The 19274-nt window shown below is 47.1% G+C and carries 21 protein-coding genes and 1 tRNA gene; 15 read left to right on the top strand and 7 right to left on the bottom strand.

Annotated features, from left to right (window positions below):
* Positions 1 to 547 precede the first annotated feature (547 nt).
* From BN1938_RS21985 to BN1938_RS21960, 6 genes are all read left to right on the top strand, one after another.
* Positions 548 to 1261, top strand: a complete 714-nt coding sequence (locus tag BN1938_RS21985) for a TrmB family transcriptional regulator (RefSeq protein WP_050642526.1) — start codon at positions 548 to 550, stop codon at positions 1259 to 1261.
* Positions 1258 to 2532 (top strand): diaminopimelate decarboxylase, encoded by a 1275-nt coding sequence (locus BN1938_RS21980; protein ID WP_050642525.1) that lies wholly within the window; start codon positions 1258 to 1260, stop codon positions 2530 to 2532. Before BN1938_RS21985 ends, BN1938_RS21980 begins: the two co-directional genes overlap by 4 nt.
* 92 nt (positions 2533 to 2624) lie before the next feature.
* A tRNA-Leu gene (locus BN1938_RS21975) sits at positions 2625 to 2708 on the top strand.
* A gap of 300 nt (positions 2709 to 3008) precedes the next feature.
* Positions 3009 to 3221 (top strand): helix-turn-helix domain-containing protein, encoded by a 213-nt coding sequence (locus BN1938_RS21970; protein ID WP_050642524.1) that lies wholly within the window; start codon positions 3009 to 3011, stop codon positions 3219 to 3221.
* Between the two features lie 246 nt (positions 3222 to 3467).
* A complete protein-coding gene (locus tag BN1938_RS21965; protein WP_050642523.1) occupies positions 3468 to 3827 on the top strand; it encodes a type II toxin-antitoxin system HicB family antitoxin in 360 nt (119 codons plus the stop codon).
* A gap of 203 nt (positions 3828 to 4030) precedes the next feature.
* On the top strand, positions 4031 to 5260 hold the full coding sequence (locus BN1938_RS21960) for a leucine-rich repeat domain-containing protein (RefSeq protein ID WP_050642522.1): 1230 nt from the start codon (positions 4031 to 4033) through the stop codon (positions 5258 to 5260).
* A gap of 79 nt (positions 5261 to 5339) precedes the next feature.
* Here BN1938_RS21960 and BN1938_RS21955 read toward each other — a convergent pair whose 3' ends face one another.
* On the bottom strand, positions 5340 to 5804 hold the full coding sequence (locus BN1938_RS21955; protein WP_050642521.1) for a TspO/MBR family protein: 465 nt from the start codon (positions 5802 to 5804) through the stop codon (positions 5340 to 5342).
* A gap of 142 nt (positions 5805 to 5946) precedes the next feature.
* Here BN1938_RS21955 and coaD point away from each other — a divergent pair, with 142 nt between their 5' ends.
* On the top strand, positions 5947 to 6468 hold the full coding sequence (coaD, locus tag BN1938_RS21950; protein WP_050642520.1) for a pantetheine-phosphate adenylyltransferase: 522 nt from the start codon (positions 5947 to 5949) through the stop codon (positions 6466 to 6468).
* Here the strand turns inward: coaD and BN1938_RS21945 are convergent.
* The 5 genes from BN1938_RS21945 to BN1938_RS21925 form a co-directional block, all read right to left on the bottom strand.
* Positions 6449 to 7279 (bottom strand): sensor histidine kinase, encoded by an 831-nt coding sequence (locus tag BN1938_RS21945; RefSeq protein WP_070102536.1) that lies wholly within the window; start codon positions 7277 to 7279, stop codon positions 6449 to 6451. The two genes, coaD and BN1938_RS21945, sit on opposite strands and share 20 nt — an antisense overlap.
* Positions 7280 to 7370: 91 nt before the next feature.
* Positions 7371 to 8108: an ABC transporter permease gene (locus BN1938_RS21940; RefSeq protein WP_050642519.1), complete on the bottom strand. Its 738-nt coding sequence runs from the start codon at positions 8106 to 8108 to the stop codon at positions 7371 to 7373.
* A 15-nt stretch (positions 8109 to 8123) separates the two neighbouring features.
* Positions 8124 to 8822, bottom strand: coding sequence for an ABC transporter permease (locus BN1938_RS21935; protein ID WP_050642518.1), 699 nt, complete (start codon positions 8820 to 8822; stop codon positions 8124 to 8126).
* Positions 8815 to 9738 carry an ATP-binding cassette domain-containing protein gene (locus BN1938_RS21930; RefSeq protein WP_050642517.1) on the bottom strand — a complete coding sequence of 308 codons (924 nt, stop codon included), beginning with the start codon at positions 9736 to 9738 and terminating at the stop codon, positions 8815 to 8817. Before BN1938_RS21930 ends, BN1938_RS21935 begins: the two co-directional genes overlap by 8 nt.
* A gap of 115 nt (positions 9739 to 9853) precedes the next feature.
* The gene (locus BN1938_RS21925; RefSeq protein ID WP_050642516.1) at positions 9854 to 10540 is read right to left on the bottom strand and encodes a response regulator transcription factor; all 687 of its coding nucleotides are present in this window, start codon (positions 10538 to 10540) and stop codon (positions 9854 to 9856) included.
* A 372-nt stretch (positions 10541 to 10912) separates the two neighbouring features.
* On the opposite strand from BN1938_RS21925, the gene BN1938_RS21920 reads away from it, so the two are divergent.
* The 8 genes from BN1938_RS21920 to trpA all read left to right on the top strand — a co-directional run bounded on the left by BN1938_RS21920 (position 10913) and on the right by trpA (position 18367).
* Positions 10913 to 11194 carry a hypothetical protein gene (locus tag BN1938_RS21920; RefSeq protein WP_050642515.1) on the top strand — a complete coding sequence of 94 codons (282 nt, stop codon included), beginning with the start codon at positions 10913 to 10915 and terminating at the stop codon, positions 11192 to 11194.
* 648 nt (positions 11195 to 11842) lie between these two features.
* The gene (gene trpE / locus BN1938_RS21915; RefSeq protein ID WP_129879554.1) at positions 11843 to 13321 is read left to right on the top strand and encodes an anthranilate synthase component I; all 1479 of its coding nucleotides are present in this window, start codon (positions 11843 to 11845) and stop codon (positions 13319 to 13321) included.
* Positions 13318 to 13893 carry an anthranilate synthase component II gene (locus BN1938_RS21910; protein WP_050642514.1) on the top strand — a complete coding sequence of 192 codons (576 nt, stop codon included), beginning with the start codon at positions 13318 to 13320 and terminating at the stop codon, positions 13891 to 13893. Before trpE ends, BN1938_RS21910 begins: the two co-directional genes overlap by 4 nt.
* Before the next feature lie 54 nt (positions 13894 to 13947).
* Positions 13948 to 14964, top strand: a complete 1017-nt coding sequence (gene trpD, locus BN1938_RS21905; RefSeq protein WP_050642805.1) for an anthranilate phosphoribosyltransferase — start codon at positions 13948 to 13950, stop codon at positions 14962 to 14964.
* 12 nt (positions 14965 to 14976) lie between these two features.
* Positions 14977 to 15816, top strand: coding sequence for an indole-3-glycerol phosphate synthase TrpC (gene trpC, locus BN1938_RS21900; protein WP_050642513.1), 840 nt, complete (start codon positions 14977 to 14979; stop codon positions 15814 to 15816).
* Entirely contained in the window at positions 15813 to 16436 is a 624-nt protein-coding gene (locus BN1938_RS21895; RefSeq protein WP_050642512.1) for a phosphoribosylanthranilate isomerase, read from the top strand. Before trpC ends, BN1938_RS21895 begins: the two co-directional genes overlap by 4 nt.
* A complete protein-coding gene (trpB, locus tag BN1938_RS21890; RefSeq protein WP_050642511.1) occupies positions 16414 to 17598 on the top strand; it encodes a tryptophan synthase subunit beta in 1185 nt (394 codons plus the stop codon). Before BN1938_RS21895 ends, trpB begins: the two co-directional genes overlap by 23 nt.
* Positions 17591 to 18367 (top strand): tryptophan synthase subunit alpha, encoded by a 777-nt coding sequence (gene trpA, locus BN1938_RS21885; protein WP_050642510.1) that lies wholly within the window; start codon positions 17591 to 17593, stop codon positions 18365 to 18367. Before trpB ends, trpA begins: the two co-directional genes overlap by 8 nt.
* A gap of 161 nt (positions 18368 to 18528) precedes the next feature.
* Here trpA and BN1938_RS21880 read toward each other — a convergent pair whose 3' ends face one another.
* Positions 18529 to 19155: an HAD family hydrolase gene (locus BN1938_RS21880; RefSeq protein WP_050642509.1), complete on the bottom strand. Its 627-nt coding sequence runs from the start codon at positions 19153 to 19155 to the stop codon at positions 18529 to 18531.
* Positions 19156 to 19274: the final 119 nt, after the last annotated feature.

The following is a 19274-nucleotide window of genomic DNA, read 5'->3' as shown; positions in this document are numbered from 1 at the left end:
ATGGCACACCGGCATTCACCGTGTAATCTGATGATTACACGGCTCAGGCCGGCTTGATATTTGATTTGGTAAATCAAATATCATCCATAAAATTCTCCTTTTTTCCTGTAAGGGCTCGTAACGCGCACTATGATGCCTTCAAAACCACCGGAGACTTCCCCGGCAGTCCCAGCTGTCACGCTTGCGGCGGGCTGCGTGCATCAAATCGGCAGTAAGAACCGTCTCCACGGGGGATCCTGGCGGGGGCGGCGAATTTGAACTGGCTTCGCGGTTCAAATTTTTCTGGGGTACTTATGGCAGGGGGGAGAATTTACGCAATGCAGTGCTGGTACAGTGAAAAATAAGGTCAGTTTAACAGTAAGTTAATTATTATTCGATACACTAGGAGGGGCGATTTATTGGGGGCAGTGATTGACTATTTTATAAATGTTTGTATTCTGGTGGTTTGGGGTTGACAGGGGGTGGGGGAGTGGAGTATAGTGTTCCTATAAAGTACTACTATTAAAAATGCTTTGATTTAGGGCAGGGAGAGATTGGAAGTGATGGGATGGGGGATGCGAGATTTCTTGAGTATTTGATGCATTTTGGGGTTACCAGACAGGAGGCTCTTGTTTACTGGACGCTTTTGGTTAAGGGGAAGCAGACGGGGTATGAGGTGGCGAAGGAGGCTGGGATTTCGCGGTCTAATGCTTATAGTTCGCTGGCCGGCCTTGTGGAGAAGGGGGCGGCTTATTTGGTGGAAGAGTCTGCGAAGCGGTATGTTCCGGTTGCCTTGGAGGAGTTTTGTGAGAATTGTATCCGCAGGATGAAGGCGGAAGAGGATTGGATGGTGAAGAATCTTCCTGTTGAACATGTGGAGGAAGAAGGGTATATTACTATTGAAGGGGAAGGGAATATTGAGGATAAGATACGGAATCTTTTGATGGGTGTGCGGGAACGGGTTTATATTTCCTGTTCGGTGCAGATTCTGCGGAAGTTTGAAGGGGAGACGAAGCGGCTGGCGGCTGCGGGGAAGAAAGTGGTGGTTATTACGGACGGGGAGTATTTCCTGGATGGGGCTACGGTTTATGTTACCGGAGATAAGGGATGGCAGATCGGGCTGATCACGGATTCGAAATATGTATTGTCAGGGGAATATGGGGCGGGGAGTCTGAATACCTGCCTGTATTCGGGACAGAACAATTTTGTAATGGTTTTCAAGACGGCTTTGGCCAATGAGATAAAATTAATTGAGATGCGTAAAGGAGAGAATCAGAGATGAAAAAAGAACCATTTGTAACGAAAGCACAGCTGGATGAGATTGTGAAAGAATTTCCTACACCTTTTCACCTTTATGATGAGAAGGGGATACGGGAGAATGTGAAGGCCTTGAAGGAGGCTTTTTCTTGGAATCCGGGATTTAAGGAATATTTTGCGGTTAAGGCGACGCCGAATCCGTTTCTCATTGATATATTGAAAGAATACGGCTGCGGATGCGACTGTTCCTCCTATACGGAACTGATGCTCTCTGATGCTGTCGGGATCCGCGGGGAGGATATTATGTTTTCCTCCAACGATACTCCGGCGGAAGAGTTTATTCTGGCGGATAAACTGGGGGCAATTATCAATTTGGACGATATTACACATATTGAGTTTCTGGAGCAGACGATCGGGCATATTCCCGAGGTGATCAGCTGCCGTTATAATCCGGGCGGCCTGTTCAAGATCAGCAATGATATTATGGACAATCCGGGGGATTCTAAATATGGCATGACAACGCCCCAGATGTCCGAGGCCTTTCGGATCCTGAAAGAAAAAGGAGCAAAAGAGTTTGGGATTCATGCATTTCTGGCGAGCAATACGGTTACTAACGAATACTATCCGATGCTGGCGAAGGTGCTTTTTGAACAGGCCGTGCGGCTGCAGAAGGAGACCGGCGTGCATATCAGATTTATCAATCTCTCCGGAGGAATTGGGATTCCTTACAAACCAGACCAGGAGCCGAATGATATCCGTATGATCGGGGACGGCGTGCGCAGGGTATACGAGGAAGTACTTGTTCCTGCGGGCATGGGCGATGTGGCCATTTATACCGAGCTGGGCCGTTATATGATGGGACCTTACGGCTGTCTTGTGACAAAGGCAATCCATGAAAAGCATACCCACAAGGAGTACATCGGCGTGGATGCATGTGCGGTAAACCTTATGCGTCCGGCAATGTACGGAGCCTATCACCATATTACGGTTATGGGGAAAGAAGACTGTCCGTGCGACCACAAGTATGATGTGGCGGGCTCGCTCTGCGAAAACAACGATAAGTTTGCCATTGACAGAATGCTTCCGGAGATCGAGATGGGAGACTATCTGGTGATACACGATACAGGGGCGCATGGATTTTCTATGGGGTATAATTACAACGGGAAGTTAAGGTCAGCGGAGATCCTTCTGAAGGAAGACGGCACTGCCCGGTTGATCCGCCGTGCTGAGACACCGGCAGATTATTTTGCTACTTTTGACTGTTTTGACATTGGAAAAAAACTGATCGGAAAATGATCGGGAAATAAATAAAAACTATTGCAAAATAGCTGGGATTATGATAATATAAAATTCGGTTTGGAAAGCAGACAGGCATTCCAGACCGGTGAGCGGATATGGCGGAATTGGCAGACGCACAAGACTCAAAATCTTGCGGGGGTGACTTCGTGTGGGTTCAAGTCCCACTATCCGCATAACAAAACACCGTAGAAAGGGGCTTCCGTTATATTGTTTTGTGAAGTGTAACCAGAGGTGTAATCAAGATTTTTCAAACGTTAATGGGTACTGAATTAGTTATCTAAGTTATTTGGATGATTGTTTCAGTACTCATTTTCTGTTAAGAAGTTATGAAGTACACGTTTCCGCGTCTGATCCTACTTACGCTAATTTAACATATTTTTCATTAATGAAACAAATAGATTCATCCTATTTTATATAAATTGATACCGTGATATTATTTGACATATTAATTTACGAAGGATGAGGTAAGCATAATGCTGGATAACAAAATAGGAGATAACATTAGAGTGTTAAGAAAGAAAAACGGGCTTCTTCAAAAAGATCTTGCTGATCAGCTCAACATAACGCGGCAAGCACTGTCAAACTACGAAGTAGGAAAACGGATACCTGACATTTTTGAATTGATAAGGATGGCCGAGATTTTTAAAGTAAGTGTTGATGAAATAATAGGAAGGGAAGGATTTTAGCATTGGATATGAGACAAGGGGTTTTTCATAGAGATAAGTACTTATCATAATGTAAAAGACTTGAACATGTATATTTTATGTGCAGGAATCTTTAAATGTTTTATACCGGCAACTAAAATTAGTTGCATGCTTAGAGAGATTACAGTATAATATGGGATGGCTAGACGTGGTAGTGCTGAAAATATGTGATAGGTAAAAGAGAAGACGCATACCAGATATAGTGAAATTGATAAAGGATAAAATGAAGTGAGTAATTTATTATCATATAAAAATTATAATGGCACGGTTGAATATTCAAAGGAAGACAACTGCCTGAATGGAAAGGTAGTCGGCCTGAGGTCACATCTTACCTATGCGGGCGATTCCATCCGGGAATTGGAGGCGGATTTCCATAAGGTGCTGGATGAATATCTGAAGGACTGCGAAGAGCGTGCCGCTCAGCCGGAACAGCCATACAAAGGAACCTTCAATGTACGGATCAGCTCAGATCTTCATAGAGCGATTGCGATATACGCAATTGAGCATGGCAAGAGCTTAAATGCCGCTGTAGAAGAAGCTATACGACAAATGGTTGAGGTTCGTGAGAGAAAAAGCCAATGTCCGTAGAAGAAATGATTTCTTATAAATGCGTATTAACAGAAGAAAGGCAGATTCTGGAAAAACGCAAAGGAATGTTGCGAAAGATTGCGGCGTTCCTTTTTCTTATGTAAACTTTATACTTGCGTGAATATATTTTGTGGTGCAGAAAGAAAGATACGGGTAAAGTGGAAATGGAGTATTGCATTAGGTTTTTAGGACGCGGTACCAGGATGAAAAAAGGTGTTAGTCTTCTTGGAGTGTTGACCGCAATCCTATTGGCAGCAGGGAAGAGTTATATACTTCCAGCTTTAAAATTGACAGAGATTGATTCTGTGTATAACAGAATTTATGATAAAGATATGGGAAAAGAATTATATCCTTTTGGAGAAAATCCGGATGAAACAGGGGCTCTGGATATTTTTAGTTCACTGATGGTTAAAATACCGGTGAAGGCAGATATTTCTAATATGGTGGATGCAAACAGGAAGGCGGGAGCCATGGCAGAATCTTCGAATCCAGAGAAAACCGATTTTCTGTCCGATATACTTTTATCAGGTATGGAAACTCCGGTTATGACAGGGGCCTCGGGGAATGAACTTCCTGACCTAAGCAATATAAAGATTCGTATTCCTGAGACGCCGTCGGGAAATTTTACCCCTCCGGTGATCCCGAATATTCCGGCGAATAATGAGAAACCACTGGTTCCGGAGACACCCGCCGTGCCGGATAAGCCGATCGTACCGGATACGCCAACAGTGCCGGACACTCCAACAGTGCCGGATACGCCCATTGTTCCGGATAATCCGCCGATCGATGATAATCCGGCAGAACCTCCGGACGAAGTCGTCCCGGATAACCCGGATGTACCAGGAGAAACAGAGGACCCGGACAGCGGTGCGGAGAACCCGGGTATCGAACAGCCGGTCGGTTTTACCGTGAATGAGGAGGGGATGATCTGTGGCTTCGATCCCTCAGCAGGAGTGGTAAATGATGGACGTCTTGTGCTCCCCTCTGAAAACTGTACAGGTCTTGCAAGCGGAACTTTTGAGGGAGTCAGCGCGGAGATCTATGAACTTTTCATTCCACCCAATATTGTCAACATCGAACCTGGCGCTCTGTGTGAGATGTCAGATCTGGAATGGATCGAACTTACGGAGCCTAATCAAAATTATGTTTGTTCGGATGGCATGCTGTTTGACAGCAGTATGACAACCCTTCTTGTATTTCCGAGAGCAAGAATCGGTACATATTCGCTCCCGTCCTATGTGACGAGACTGGAAGATTATTCGTTCTTAAATACCGGGCTGACAAAAATAGATATGATGAAATGTGGTGCTGTCGAAGTCGGTAGCAATGTATTTGGTGCAAATGGCGGAAATGGGATCATCATTATGGCGCCGAGAAATAATCTGGAGCATTATCAGAATGTTTTCGAGGGCCTTGGTGTGACGATACAGTAAAAGCGGCATCCCTCTGTGTTTATATGGCAGGCAGTTAACCTGGTGAAATGAACCGGCTTGAGTCAGCCGGTTCAAAAGGTTAATTCATTGTATAAATTGAGAAATTTAAATATGCTGCGAATATGCACCACAGCAGATATGGAATTTGCAGATAAGCAGCGGCGGGATTGATTTTATAGAAATCTTTAATCATAATACAGATCAGAACAATTAAGATCACGAGCCACAAAAAGGAAAACAGGTATAATTGATAGCGAAAGAAGAGAATACTCCAGCAGAAATTAAAGAAAAGCTGAAGGGCGTAGATCTTCAAAGCTTTTGTTTTATCCGCGCTGTCCGAAGAATATATGATGTAAGATGATATCCCCATCAGAACATAAAGAATTGTCCAGACAATAGGAAAAACAATTGAAGGGGGACTGAACGCCGGTTTGTTTATCGTTGAGTATAGGGACATGTTTCCGCTGATAAGTGCAGAGAATGAGCCGACGGCCAGTGGAATCAGTATGGCAATGATAAGTGAACTTCGATTCTGCGGTTTCATATAGAGTACACACTCCTGGATTTGTCATACTAAATATATGCTGCGGCGTTATGCATTATCACTTTCATCTCATCAAAGGTAGAAGGAATTCCAGTTTCATGGTAAAATGTAAATTAACATAATTGGGAAGAGAGTGATATAAGTGTATAATACGGCAATTTACCCGGGAACATTCGATCCATTTACAAACGGCCACTTAGATATCGTGAAAAAATCCGCGAAGATATTTAATGAGGTATACGTTGTGATCGGAATCAATAACAAGAAGATACGTACATATGACATTGATGATATGAGACAGGCAGTAGAAGAAACGTTAGCGGAGTGCAGGCTGGATAACTGTAAAGTTATCATATATAATGGCCTTATCGGACAGTTTACACAGGATAATAATATCGACTATATGGTCCGCGGGCTCAGGAATAACATGGATTATTTCTATGAAGAGAACATAGCAGAAGTAAATAAGCTGATTAACCCTGAGATAGAATATGTCTATTTTAGAGCCGATAATGTGGCGCTTTCTTCGTCCATGGTAAAAGAGTTGAACGGATATGGACAGGATGTTTCAAAATATGTTCCGGAGCCTGTGTTCAGGGTGATGAAACGATATGGTGAGCAGGCTGGGCAGGAGAAGGACCGGCCTACAAAACCACTTTTATAGTGAACAGGTCTGCCTCGATGGCTGCAGAAACCTGTCCGTCCAGTTTCTCCGCCAGTGTTTTCACGACAGCCAGGCCAAGCCCCGTGCTTTCATCATGACGTGACTTATCGCCGGTATAAAATCTATCGAACATCCTTCCGGCATCGAAATCTGCGGCATTCTGAACGGTGTTTTGAAAGCAGATTACTGCCTTGCCGTCTGCCTCCTGCGTAAGCTGAATTCTGACCGTGCCCAGGGAATGGCAGACAGCATTAGTCAGCAGGTTCTGCAATATGCGCTCAATCATATTCCGGTCAGAGTAGATGAATACTGAGCTGTCGGGCAGCAGGATGTCGGGACAGATGTTTTGGCTGTCAAACAGCGGGGCATGATCGGTAAGAAAATCGATCAGAAGATTAGAAAGGTTCAGCTGTTCCCTCTTTGGTACGGTCTGTTCAGAATCCAGAAGTGTCAGATCATAAAATGTGCGGATCAGTTCCTTCATCCGTTCCGCTTTGTGCAGCGCTGCTGTGACCCGCCGGTTTTGTTCTCCGGTCAGTGCAGATGCCAAAAGCAGCTGCAGATGACCGGTAATGACTGTCAGCGGCGTGCGCAGATCATGGGAGATATTCGCAATGGACTCTTTCAAGTGATCCTCATGCTGAAGGGCACGGGCTACCGTGTAGCGCTGTTTCGTATAGTACTGGTTGAGAGTGCCGGCGAGCCGCTCAAGATCCCGGTCTATCAGTGCAATATCCAGCATTTTTTCTGAGGACCCCCGGACTAGCGCGTCAATCTGATCCGTTAGATTTCTGATCTGCTTCTTCAGCATAAGGTGCCGTTTCCATAAAAGTAAAAGTAAGACTAAGAGCAAAATGATAATCCCTGTGATAACACACACCTCCCCGCTTTATTTGAGCACTCTATTTCAAATCACATTTACAGAATATGCGCCAGGAGCAAAGTCCCAGCACGATTCCCCAGGTTCCGGCAACCAAGAAGCAGCCGGGTAAAAACAGCTTTTGCATACTCAGTGCCTCCCGGATCTGAAAGGTCGGCAGGAAGAAGACCGGCAGTTTCAGCATCAATCCATATCCCAGGTATAAAGAGAGCACAAATGTTACGATTGCTGTGACGGTAACCGCCGCTCCGGTGCTTCTGAAACAGCAGCAGACAAATATGGCGATGAAAAAGAATGCGCTGTTTAACAAAGCAGAATAGAAAATTGCTTTTCCTACATTGTATAGGAATATTTGTGCATCTGCAATTCCAAACCGAGAAAATTCACGAATACAGCCGGATACTGGATATACGATTGCCATGAAATTAAATGCGGCCAGATAAGACAGGATCTTACTGAGGAAGACACGGCTTCTCGCGTGTCCGGAACTCACCTCCTGGCTGACTGTTCGCCAGGAAAACTCCTGTCCCAGAATCAGCGCCAGAATACAGGAGATAAAAATTAGCAGGAATGTAGAATCATATACCATTCCATTAAAAATATCAGTAAGGGATTCGGCGGCGCCTCCGGCAGGCCCCATTACTTCGGGCACATAGGTTTCTGCGGTGAAGAATCCCAGCAGAAAAACGCCGAGGATGCCGGTCAGGTACAGTCGGTTATGCAGAAATTGATACCTTTCCATTTTTATTAAATTACTCATATAGTACGCACCTCCCTAATCCAGATCGGAATGACAGAAGCTGCAATACGCAGCTGCGTAGAGCAGGACAGCCCACAGCAAGTCAATTCCGATCAATATAAGTTTTGAAACGGGCAGGTCGTTCAGTGCCAAAAGGCGAAGCTGCCCCATAGGGAGAAAAATTGCAGTTTTTCGGGCTGAATCGCCATTTAATAAAAAGATCATGATAAAGTAAAGCACAATAGGAACGCCCAGTGTCCGCCCGACATCCCTAAAGATAAAACCACAAACAAGCGGCAGCATCCCCATGGCGATTACTGCAGCAGACAGCAGGGCAGCGTCAGAAAAAATCTGTGCCCATGCGATCCGGCCGCCATTCCCAGTAAGGATTCCAAGCAGCCAGTGGATCACCAGGGGCAGCCCCAGGATCAGCAGTCCGGCAGTCTGATAGGCAGCGGTCTTGGCAAACAGGACAGAACTGCGCTTATGGCCCGCGCTGACAAAGCTGTGCAGGGTCCGCTCTGCAAAGTCAGCACCCACAAAGAGAGAGCCAAACACAATAGGCAGAAAGTAAAGCAATGGGGTATTGAATAGCGAAGCGTTCAGCAGTCCGTCCGTAGTTGCTATGCTGTCCAGCAGTAGAACACTTCCCAACAGCAGCGAAAAAAGAGTGATCCCCCAAAAACTCCGGCTGCGGCTCAGCTTGTAGAATTCGGCTTTCAACAGATCAGTCATGGGGAACCCCTCCCACCTTGCTCAGAAAATAATCCTCCAGTGTATCACCGGCCAGATTCAATCCGGTTACCAGAATATGAGCTTCCGATAAAATCTGCGCAACTTTTTCTATTTCATCCAGATAATCATACAGGCGGATGGTACCGTCAGGCATAAGCTGAACCCGATCCGTATGCAGACGTTCTTCCAGCACCAGCAGCGTCTTTTCCGAATTACCGGTCCGGATGACGATATGGCGTCTGCACCGTTCATCCAGTTCCCGGTCCGATAATTCTTCAATAATTCTGCCTTTATCAATCAGGATAAATTCGGAAGCGGTCTGATATAACTCTTCCAGAATATGGCTGGATACCAGAATGGTCATGCCATACTCTTTATTCAGAGATCTTAAAAGATTTCTGATTTCCACGATCCCAGCGGGATCCAGGCCGTTGATCGGTTCATCCAGAATCAGAAATTCAGGCATATTCAAAAGTGCCGCTGCAATGCCCAGGCGCTGACGCATGCCCAGAGAAAAGTTCCGGACACTTTTATTACCGGTATCAGGCAATCCAGCCATTTGCAGGGAGCGGGCAATGACAGACTGATCAGGGATGCCTCTCTGAATGCGCTGGAGTTCCAGATTCTGCGCGGCGGTCATACCGGGAAATAGTGCGGGAGTCTCGATCATACATCCGATCCGTTTCCTCTGTTCCTGCAGCTGCGCTGTAGTGGAACGGCCCCACAGCGACAAGGTGCCGCCGGAGGGAAAAGCCAGTCCGGTGATCAGCCGGAGCAGCGTTGTTTTTCCGGCCCCGTTTTGTCCGATAAAACCATAGATCTTTCCCTTTTCGAGGTTTAGGTTAATATGGTCCAGTGCATTTGACTGACGATATGTCTTCGTCAGATCCCGGGTTTCTAAAATAGTAGAATTCATTCTGTCAACCTCCTTTATGATATGAGTGTAAACCGGAAATATAAAGAATTCCTTAAATGGAAAAGAAAAGCATAAAGAATCTATTAAAGCGGGAAGAAACATAAAGCCAAGGACTTCAGCCCCTGGCTTTATGCAGTCGGTATCCGATTCCCCAGACCGTATCTATATATTCCTCATCCGGGCAGACTGCTTTCAGTTTGCTGCGCAGATTACTAATGTGTACATTCAGCGTATTGTCTTCACTGAGGTATTCTTCTCCCCATACGCTCTGAAATAAATTTGCTTTTGAGAAGACCTTGTCCGGATACTTCATCAGCAATTCCAGAATGGCGGATTCTTTTGCCGTCAGCAACAGCTCCTGTTCTTTCAGGCGGGCCGTTTTTTTATCAACATCTAAAATAAGATTTTGGTATTCCAGCCGGCTGCAGGGGGCGGCCTGATACTGTACCCGGCGCAGGCTGCTTTCGATCCGGGCCAGCATTTCTTCCATATCGAAAGGTTTTGTGATATAATCGTCGGCGCCCAGACGAAGCAGGTCTATCTTATTCTGGGTCGTCTCCCTGGCAGATATCACAATTACGGGAACCGTGTACTGCTTTCGGATATCTGCGAGCAGCAGGTCACCGCTTCGGTAAGGAAGCATAAGATCCAGCAGGATCAAATCAACCTTATGGTCTTTCAGACAGTCCAGCACATGTAAACCATCGAACCGGCTGGTTACGCTGTATCCGTTTTTGGCTAAAAAATCAGCTAAAAGCTTGTTGATTTCATCATCATCTTCTACAATTAAAATATGATACACGCTTTGCCACCTCTTTTTTAAAATTCGATATAAGGATACTATATTTTCTGATTGAATCCAGTTGCTGGCAGCAAGACTTATGCTATCTTGTTTTGCCAACTACATTGACATCAACCGGAAAAGACTTTATAGTATGTAGTGAATATAACTGACATGATAAGCTATTTTACAGGATGTTTCAAGAGAGAATGTGCAAAATGCAGCTATGACGTTACTGTGCACGCCCGCAGGGGGTGAACAGTAACGCTATGAAGTTCTTGTGTGCGCCAACAGGGTGTTAATAGCAACGCTATGACAAACATATACATGGAACCAGGCAAACCTGCGGTCAGCCCCGCCGGGAGCAGGTTCCGTCCAGAGGAGGTGAACGATATGACGTTCAAACGCGGAGATACTTGTTTTATACTGGAGGATAACTCACAGGCCGTCCAGGTCAAAGTTGTAAGTAAGCAGGGGAAAACATATATAGTGCAGCTGATTGGTTCCTGTGGTGCCTTAAAACTTCCGGAGGAGAGGCTGTTTGAGACAGCAGAGAAAGCGATGGCAAGCAGAAAGACATCAAGGGCGATGGTAAGCCCCCAGTTATCAGATTCAGATACAAATCCCGGACTGACAGAGATCAGGATTTCAGATAAGGGGAACCGGTGGCGCTGACAGGAGCGGGAGCAGCAGTATATTTACTGAGAAAACGCAAAAGAAAATCACATCATATAAATTTACTTACAAAAAAATCAAATTCGGCATTGACATTTGAAGGAGGAAGTGTATATAATATACCATAATTTAATAATGTAAACCGATGAAGCGGAGATAAAAACATATCGTGCATTCACAGAGAGCCTGAGGTGGTGGGATTCAGGTAAACGCAGTTTGTTAAATGGACCGCTGAGGGCATGAGGGAAAGGCCGTGAGGCCGAGTATAGCATGACGTATGGGCGTACGTCAGTCGCCGGAGATATGATAGTATCTTGCTAAGCGCACAGGATTTATTTTCTGTGAATCAAGGTGGCACCGCGAATTGAATTTTCAATCCGTCCTTGACATTACTTTATATTTGTAATGTCAGGGGCGGATTTTTTTATGATATTAGGAAATTTCAGAGGGATTTCCTAATATCATAAAAACCCTCCGGGAGGATGCGCATGCCGCGATAAGGTAAATAGCCGCAAGGCGGCATCGCGGCTGGATGCGTACTGTGGAGTATGGGGCAGCTGCCTCGGAGCGGCCGCCGCAGGTGAACTATATTGAGAATATTCTGAAAACGGACCGCAAAGGGGTCTGACCCCTATGAAAGGAGAACTTATGACTTATCCAGATTTGAAAAAGGCAGAAGAGTTGGCAGCGATGGGATTGTATCATACGATGCCTGTCAGTATGGAGATGTTTTCTGACATGTATACCCCGGTCGGGGTTTTGAGAAAATTGAAAAATGTCAGTGAACATTGTTATATGCTCGAGAGTGCGGAGGACGCGAAACGATGGGGGCGTTACAGTTTTCTGGGATTTGAACCTACTTTGGAGATCAGCTGCAGAAATGGGATGCTTCACATGAAAGGCCGTGAGGTCCGGGAAGTGGAGACGGCCTGCCCCGGGGAATACATACGGCAGGTGGTGGAGGCGCACAGAGCCCCGAAGATTGAGGGAATGCCTTCCTTTACCGGCGGGCTTGTAGGGTATTTTTCATACGATTATATCAAGTATGTGGAGCCTTCACTGAAGCTGGACGCCAGGGATGAGTCACATTTCCGGGATCTGGATCTGATGCTTTTTGATCAGGTAATTGTATTTGATAATCTGAAGCAGAAGATGATTTTGATTGTAAACATGTCTTTAGACAAAGATGTGAAAAAAGAGTATGAAGATGCAGTTGTGAGATTGAAGCGGCTGGAAGCAATTGTGCGGGACGGTGAACTGGAGCCGCACATTCCACTAAAAGTGAAAAACGGGTTTCAGCCGCATTTTACAAAAGAAAAATACTGCCGCATGGTAGAAGAGGCAAAACATCATATCTATGAGGGCGATATTTTCCAAGTGGTATTGTCCAACAGGCTGGAGGCGGAGATCGAGGGGAGCATCCTGGATGTTTACCGGGTGCTCAGGAGTACAAATCCTTCCCCCTATATGTTTTATTTTTCCAGCAATGATATTGAGATTGCCGGCGCCTCCCCGGAGACGCTGGTGAAGCTGGAAAATGGGACGCTGCATACATTTCCGCTGGCGGGAACCCGGAAAAGAGGGGAGACCTGTGCGGAGGACGAAAGGCTGGAGGCGGAACTGCTTGCGGATGAAAAGGAGCTTGCCGAGCACAACATGCTGGTTGACCTGGGAAGAAATGATATTGGGAAAATCAGTAAGATCGGCACGGTGGAGCTGGAAAAATATAAGAGTATCGAGAAGTTTTCCCACGTCATGCATATTGGTTCAACGGTGAAGGGGAATATACGGGAGGATAAAGATTTTATGGATACCGTGGATGCGATACTGCCGGCGGGAACGCTGTCCGGGGCTCCTAAGATCAGGGCCTGCCAGATCATAGATCAACTGGAAGACTGCAAACGCGGCATCTACGGCGGTGCAGTTGGCTACATTGATTTTACCGGCAATCTGGATACCTGCATTGCAATCAGAATGGCCTACGCTAAGAATGGTTCGCTCTATGTATGCTCCGGAGCAGGCATCGTAGCTGACAGCGTGCCGGAAATGGAGTATCAGGAATGTATCAACAAGGCAAAAGCGGTGACAAACGCAGTGGAAAGAGCAGGAGAGGGGATGGGAGCATGATTTTGCTGATTGATAATTACGACAGTTTTTCATATAACCTGTATCAGCTGATCGGGGCAGAGTGTGAGGACCTGACCGTCATACGGAACGATGAAAAGACGTTGGAAGAGATCCGGGAAATGGATCCGGCCTGCATTGTCCTTTCCCCCGGTCCGGGACGGCCGGAAGATGCGGGGGTGTGTACGGAGGTGGTGGATAAGCTGGCAAAAGAGATTCCCATTCTCGGTGTATGCCTGGGACACCAGGCGATCTGCCAGGCATTTGGCGGAAAAGTGACATATGCCAGACAACTGATGCATGGGAAGACCTCAAGCATCGAACTTGACTGCAGCAGCCGGTTATTTCAGGGGCTGGAAAAAAGCATTCCGGCCGCCAGGTATCATTCACTGGCGGCGGAGGAAGAAAGCCTTCCGGATGTGCTTAAGGTAACCGCGAGGGCCGCAGACGGCGAAATCATGGCTGTAGAACACAGAGAGTATCCGGTCTATGGCCTGCAGTTTCATCCGGAATCCATCCTGACGCCGGACGGGGCGCAAATGATCCGGAATTTTTTGAAAACAGATAAAGCGTAACAGCAAACCAGCATGTTAAATAAGAGCAGCAGGGCAGAAAGGAAACAGGACATCATGATTAAAGAGGCAATTTTAAAACTGGCAGGAAGAGAAAACTTAACCTATGACGAAGCTTATCAGGTAATGGATGAAATTATGAGCGGGGAGGCGAGCAATGTACAGATGAGCTCGTATCTGACGGCCATGAGCCTGAAGGGGGAGACCATTGACGAGATCACGGCTTCGGCAGCAGGGATGCGGGAGCACTGTGTGAAACTTCTGCATAACGTAGATGCACTGGAAATCGTAGGGACAGGAGGGGATGGGGCGAATTCGTTTAACATCTCAACGACCTCCGCACTTGTGATTGCGGCAGCAGGAGTTCCGGTGGCAAAGCACGGAAACAGAGCCGCATCCAGCAGATGTGGGGCTGCGGATGTACTGGAGGCACTGGGCGTGAAGATCACAATTCCACCTGAAAAGAGTGCAGAGCTGCTGGAAAAGATCGGAATTTGTTTTCTGTTTGCGCAGAATTATCACATCGCCATGAAATACGTAGCTCCGGTCAGAAAAGAACTGGGGATCAGAACCATATTCAATATCCTGGGACCGCTCGCCAATCCGGCAGGCGCTAATATGGAAGTCATGGGCGTTTATGAGGAGGCCCTTGTGGAGCCGCTTGCAAGAGTCCTGGAAAAGCTGGGAGTCAAAAATGCCATGGTCGTGTACGGGCAGGATAAGCTGGATGAGATCTCAATGAGCGCGCCGACGACCGTATGTGAGATTAAAAACGGCGAGTTCCATTCGTATACGATCACGCCGGAGCAGTTTGGCTTTACATCCTGCGGCAAAAATGAGCTGCAGGGCGGAACCCCGCAGGAAAACGCTGAGATTACGAGAGCGGTCCTGAGCGGCAGGGAACTTGGGCCAAAACGCAGCGCGGTACTGCTCAATGCCGGTGCCGCTCTATATGTGGCAGGCAGGGCGGATACACTTGAAGCGGGGGTAAAGATGGCGCAGCAAGCGATAGACAGCGGCAAGGCACAGGAAAAGTTAGAACAGTTCATTGCGTATTCAAATGAAAAAATATAAGGCGGGTAAAAGATGATATTAGAAGAAATTGCAGACAGAACCAGAGAGAGAATTCAAGAAAGAAAACAGGAAGTACCCGAAAGAGAGTTAAAGGAAAGAGCATATGGAATCGCGGCGGCAGAAAAAGAAAAAAACGGAGGTAAATTTCGGTTTCCTTTTGAAGAGGCATTAAGACAAGAAGGAATGTCTTTTATCTGCGAAGTAAAAAAAGCGTCTCCGTCAAAGGGGGTAATAGCGGAACATTTTCCCTATCTGGCCATTGCAGAAGATTACGAGAGCGCGGGCGCGGCGGCAATATCTGTTTTAACTGAGCCCTACTATTTTCAGGGCAGCAACCGATATCTGGAGGAGATTGCGGAAAAAGTGCATATCCCAATACTTCGGAAGGACTTCACCATAGACGCCTACATGCTCTATGAGGCAAAATGTATCCATGCGTCGGCTGTACTGCTGATCTGTGCAATTCTGGAAGAGCAGGAACTGCGCGGATATATGCAGATTGCAGACGAACTGGGGCTTTCGGCATTGGTCGAAGCACACACCGAAGAAGAAGTAAAAAAGGCCCTGCGGTGCGGCGCCAGAATAATAGGGGTCAACAACCGGGACTTAAGAACCTTTCAGGTAGATATCCGGACCAGCAGCCGGCTGCGCGACATGGTGCCGGACGGGATACTCTTCGTATCCGAAAGTGGAATAAAAACAGCCGGGGATGTCCAGTGCCTGAGAGAAAACGGAACAGATGGAGTACTGATAGGCGAGACACTCATGCGATTTGTCAACAAAGGGGTCAGACCCCTTTGCCCACCATTGTCAGAATATTTTCAAGATTTATCATCCGGGGAGAGATTATGAAGATTAAAATATGTGGTCTGTGCAGGGAGGAAGAGATTGCGGCTGTCAATGAAGTGCAGCCGGACTATATTGGATTTGTCTTTGCGCAGGGCAGCAGAAGATATGTCGATCCTAGACGGGCTGCCCTTTTGAAGCAGGGGCTGTCTAAGGAAGTAGCTGCAGTGGGGGTGTTTACAGATGCGCCGCTGGAGCAGATCCTGCAGCTGGTATATGGAAAGGTGATTGATGTCGTACAGCTGCATGGAAATGAAACTCTGGAATTTGCGGAAGATTTGAAGTGCTGCTGCGATGTGCCGGTTGTGAAGGCAGTTTCTATGACAGAGGATACGTACAGCAGAGATATCAAGAGGTGGGAGCACAGCTGTGTGGATTACCTGCTTTTGGACAGCGGCAGGGGAGGAACGGGCACAGCTTTTGATTATGGAAGAATCGGCAGTCCTGCCAAGCCCTTCTTTCTGGCCGGAGGACTGACTCCGGAAAATGTGGCGGAGGCGGCCCGGCAGGTATTGCCTTACGCAGTCGATATGAGCAGCGGTGTAGAGACAGGCGGCAGGAAGGATAAAGAAAAAATAGAAAAAGCAGTCAGGAGGATTCGAGATGTCGAAAGGAAGATACGGTGAGTTTGGAGGGCAGTATATCTCCGAAACATTAATGAACGAGTTGATTCAGCTGGAGGAACAATATGAATATTATAAAAAAGATGCAAGATTTCAGCAGGAGCTGAAACAATTGTTAAATGAATACGCGGGGCGTCCGTCCCTGCTGTATTATGCAGAAAAGATGACAGAAGATCTGGGCGGAGCCAGAATCTATCTGAAGAGGGAAGATCTGAATCATACTGGTTCCCACAAGATTAATAACGTGCTGGGGCAGGTTCTGCTGGCAAAGAAAATGGGAAAGACAAGGGTGATCGCAGAAACAGGCGCCGGGCAGCATGGCGTGGCAACTGCGACAGCGGCGGCGCTTCTGGGGCTGGAATGTGAAGTCTTTATGGGAAAGGAGGACACGGACCGGCAGGCGCTGAATGTATACAGGATGGAACTGCTCGGGGCAAAGGTCCATGCAGTAACGACCGGCACACAGACCCTGAAAGATGCGGTAAATGCGACCATGCGCGAATGGACGAACCGGGTATCGGATACCCACTATGTACTTGGCTCCGTGATGGGGCCACATCCGTTCCCGATGATGGTGCGGGATTTCCAGAGTGTGATCAGCCAGGAGGCACGGCAGCAGATCATGGAAGCGGAAGGGAGACTTCCCTCTGCGGTGCTTGCCTGCGTGGGAGGAGGAAGTAATGCCATGGGTATGTTTTACAACTTTATCGAAGATGAAAATGTAAAACTGATCGGCTGTGAGGCGGCAGGAAGAGGAATCGACACAGACCAGCATGCGGCAACGATGGCAAAGGGAACCCTGGGAGTCTTCCACGGCATGAAATCCTATTTCTGCCAGGATGAATACGGACAGATCGCTCCGGTGTACTCTATTTCCGCCGGGCTGGACTATCCGGGTATCGGGCCGGAACACGCATATCTGCGGGATTCGGGCCGGGCGGAGTATGTGCCGGTGACAGACGATGAGGCGGTTGACGCATTTGAATATCTGGCAAGGACAGAGGGCATTATCTGTGCCATAGAAAGCGCACATGCCGTTGCGCACACAAGAAAAATTGCACCGCAGATGAGAAAAGACGAGAGCCTGATCATCTGTCTCTCAGGAAGAGGCGATAAAGATGTGGCGGCTATCGCAAGGTATAAGGGGGTACACATTCATGAGTAGAATAGCAGATGCATTTGCAGGAGGAAAAGCGTTTATCGTGTTCTTAACGGCAGGAGATCCCTCGGGGGATAAGACAGTAGAATACATTCTGGCAATGGAAGAGGCGGGGGCGGATCTGATCGAAATCGGAATTCCATTCTCCGATCCGACCGCCGAGGGTGTTGTGATTCAGGAGGCCAATATCAGGGCGTTAAACGGAAATATGACGCTTGACGGTGTGTTCGAAATTGTAAGAAAGGTGAGAGAAAAAAGCCAGATACCGCTTGTTTTCATGACTTATTTAAACCCCGTCTTTCATTATGGATATGAGGCGTTTTATGAGAAATGTGAGGAGCTTGGCGTAGACGGCATTATAATTCCGGACCTGCCCTATGAGGAAAAGGGGGAAATGTCTCATATAGCAGACAAACACGGTGTAGATATTATTTCCATGATAGCGCCGACATCCAGACAGCGCATTCAGATGATTGCAAAAGAGGCAAAGGGCTTTCTCTATGTCGTATCCTCCATGGGAGTAACGGGCGTGCGGAATCAGATCGAGACGGATATTTCATCTATGATTGCTTCTATCCGTGAAGTGACCGATCTTCCGGCAGCCGTAGGTTTCGGAATCAGCACGACGGAGCAGGCAGGGGCGATGGCAGCAGTATCCGACGGGGCGATTGTGGGAAGCGCCATTGTAAAATTGATTGAAACATATGGGGATAAGGCGGAGGAAGCCTTGAAAACGTATGTATCCGAGATGAGGGAGGCAGTACATAACTGCTGAGCGCAGAGCACCGGAGAAAACGGTTCAAAGGGCAGCCCGGCCCTGCCGTCTGAAACACAAAAAATCAGTTGGCAGAGCCGGTTATCCGGTGACAGCGTATCACCGGGAGATCAACGGGAAACTCCTTGATTTTCCTGCAATGCATTTCCCGTCCCGCACATTTATAATAGAAGAAACAGTTCCAGCAGCTCGCTGATTCTGGAGATTCTCACTTCCGCGGCGGGGGCATTGCCAAAGCCGTATGATGCAAAAATAAAAGGAATGCCGGCTTCCATGCAGGCCTCATAATCACCCTGTGTATCGCCCACATAGACCACATCTCTCAGCTTTCTGCGTTCCATCAAAGTTCTGATCGTCATCCCCTTAGAGGTCTGGGTTTCACCAAAGCAGAGGTGGTCCTGCACAGCGGCTTCGAGTCCTGTTGTCTTTAAAAAGACTTCGATATATCCGCACTGGCAGTTGCTGACAATGAAAATCCGGGTGCTCTGGGAAAGCCTTAGCAGGGTCTCCCGTACGCCTTCATAGAGGATGCCGGGTTTCGTCTCAAGAAGCTTGTTTTCGTATTCAAAGCAGATATCACCCAGTTTCTGCTGTTCCTCTTTCGACAACGTGGGAAAGACGGCATGATATATCTCGTCCATAGTTTTGCCAAACAGATTCTTCAGCATCGAGCCATCTATTCTGACATCCAGGGCAGAATGTTCGGCAATTGCCTGGTTCCAGGCCTCTGCCACCGAGTCGGTTGAGTCCCACAAAGTTCCGTCTACATCAAAAATAATTCCATCCATTTTCCATACTCCTTAATCGCAAAAATTCTGTAACAGTTGCTTTCATAATATCATAAAAATAGCCTTTTAAAAAGAAAGAATTTAGTGTATACTCTATTATGTTATAGTGAACGTTAGTA

The sequence above is a fragment of the Eubacterium sp. SB2 genome (assembly GCF_001244405.1).
In the GTDB taxonomy this organism is placed as follows: domain Bacteria; phylum Bacillota; class Clostridia; order Lachnospirales; family Lachnospiraceae; genus Faecalicatena; species Faecalicatena contortus_B.
The sequence above is the reverse complement of the archived record's forward strand: the minus strand, read 5'-3'. Positions and strand labels throughout refer to the sequence as shown.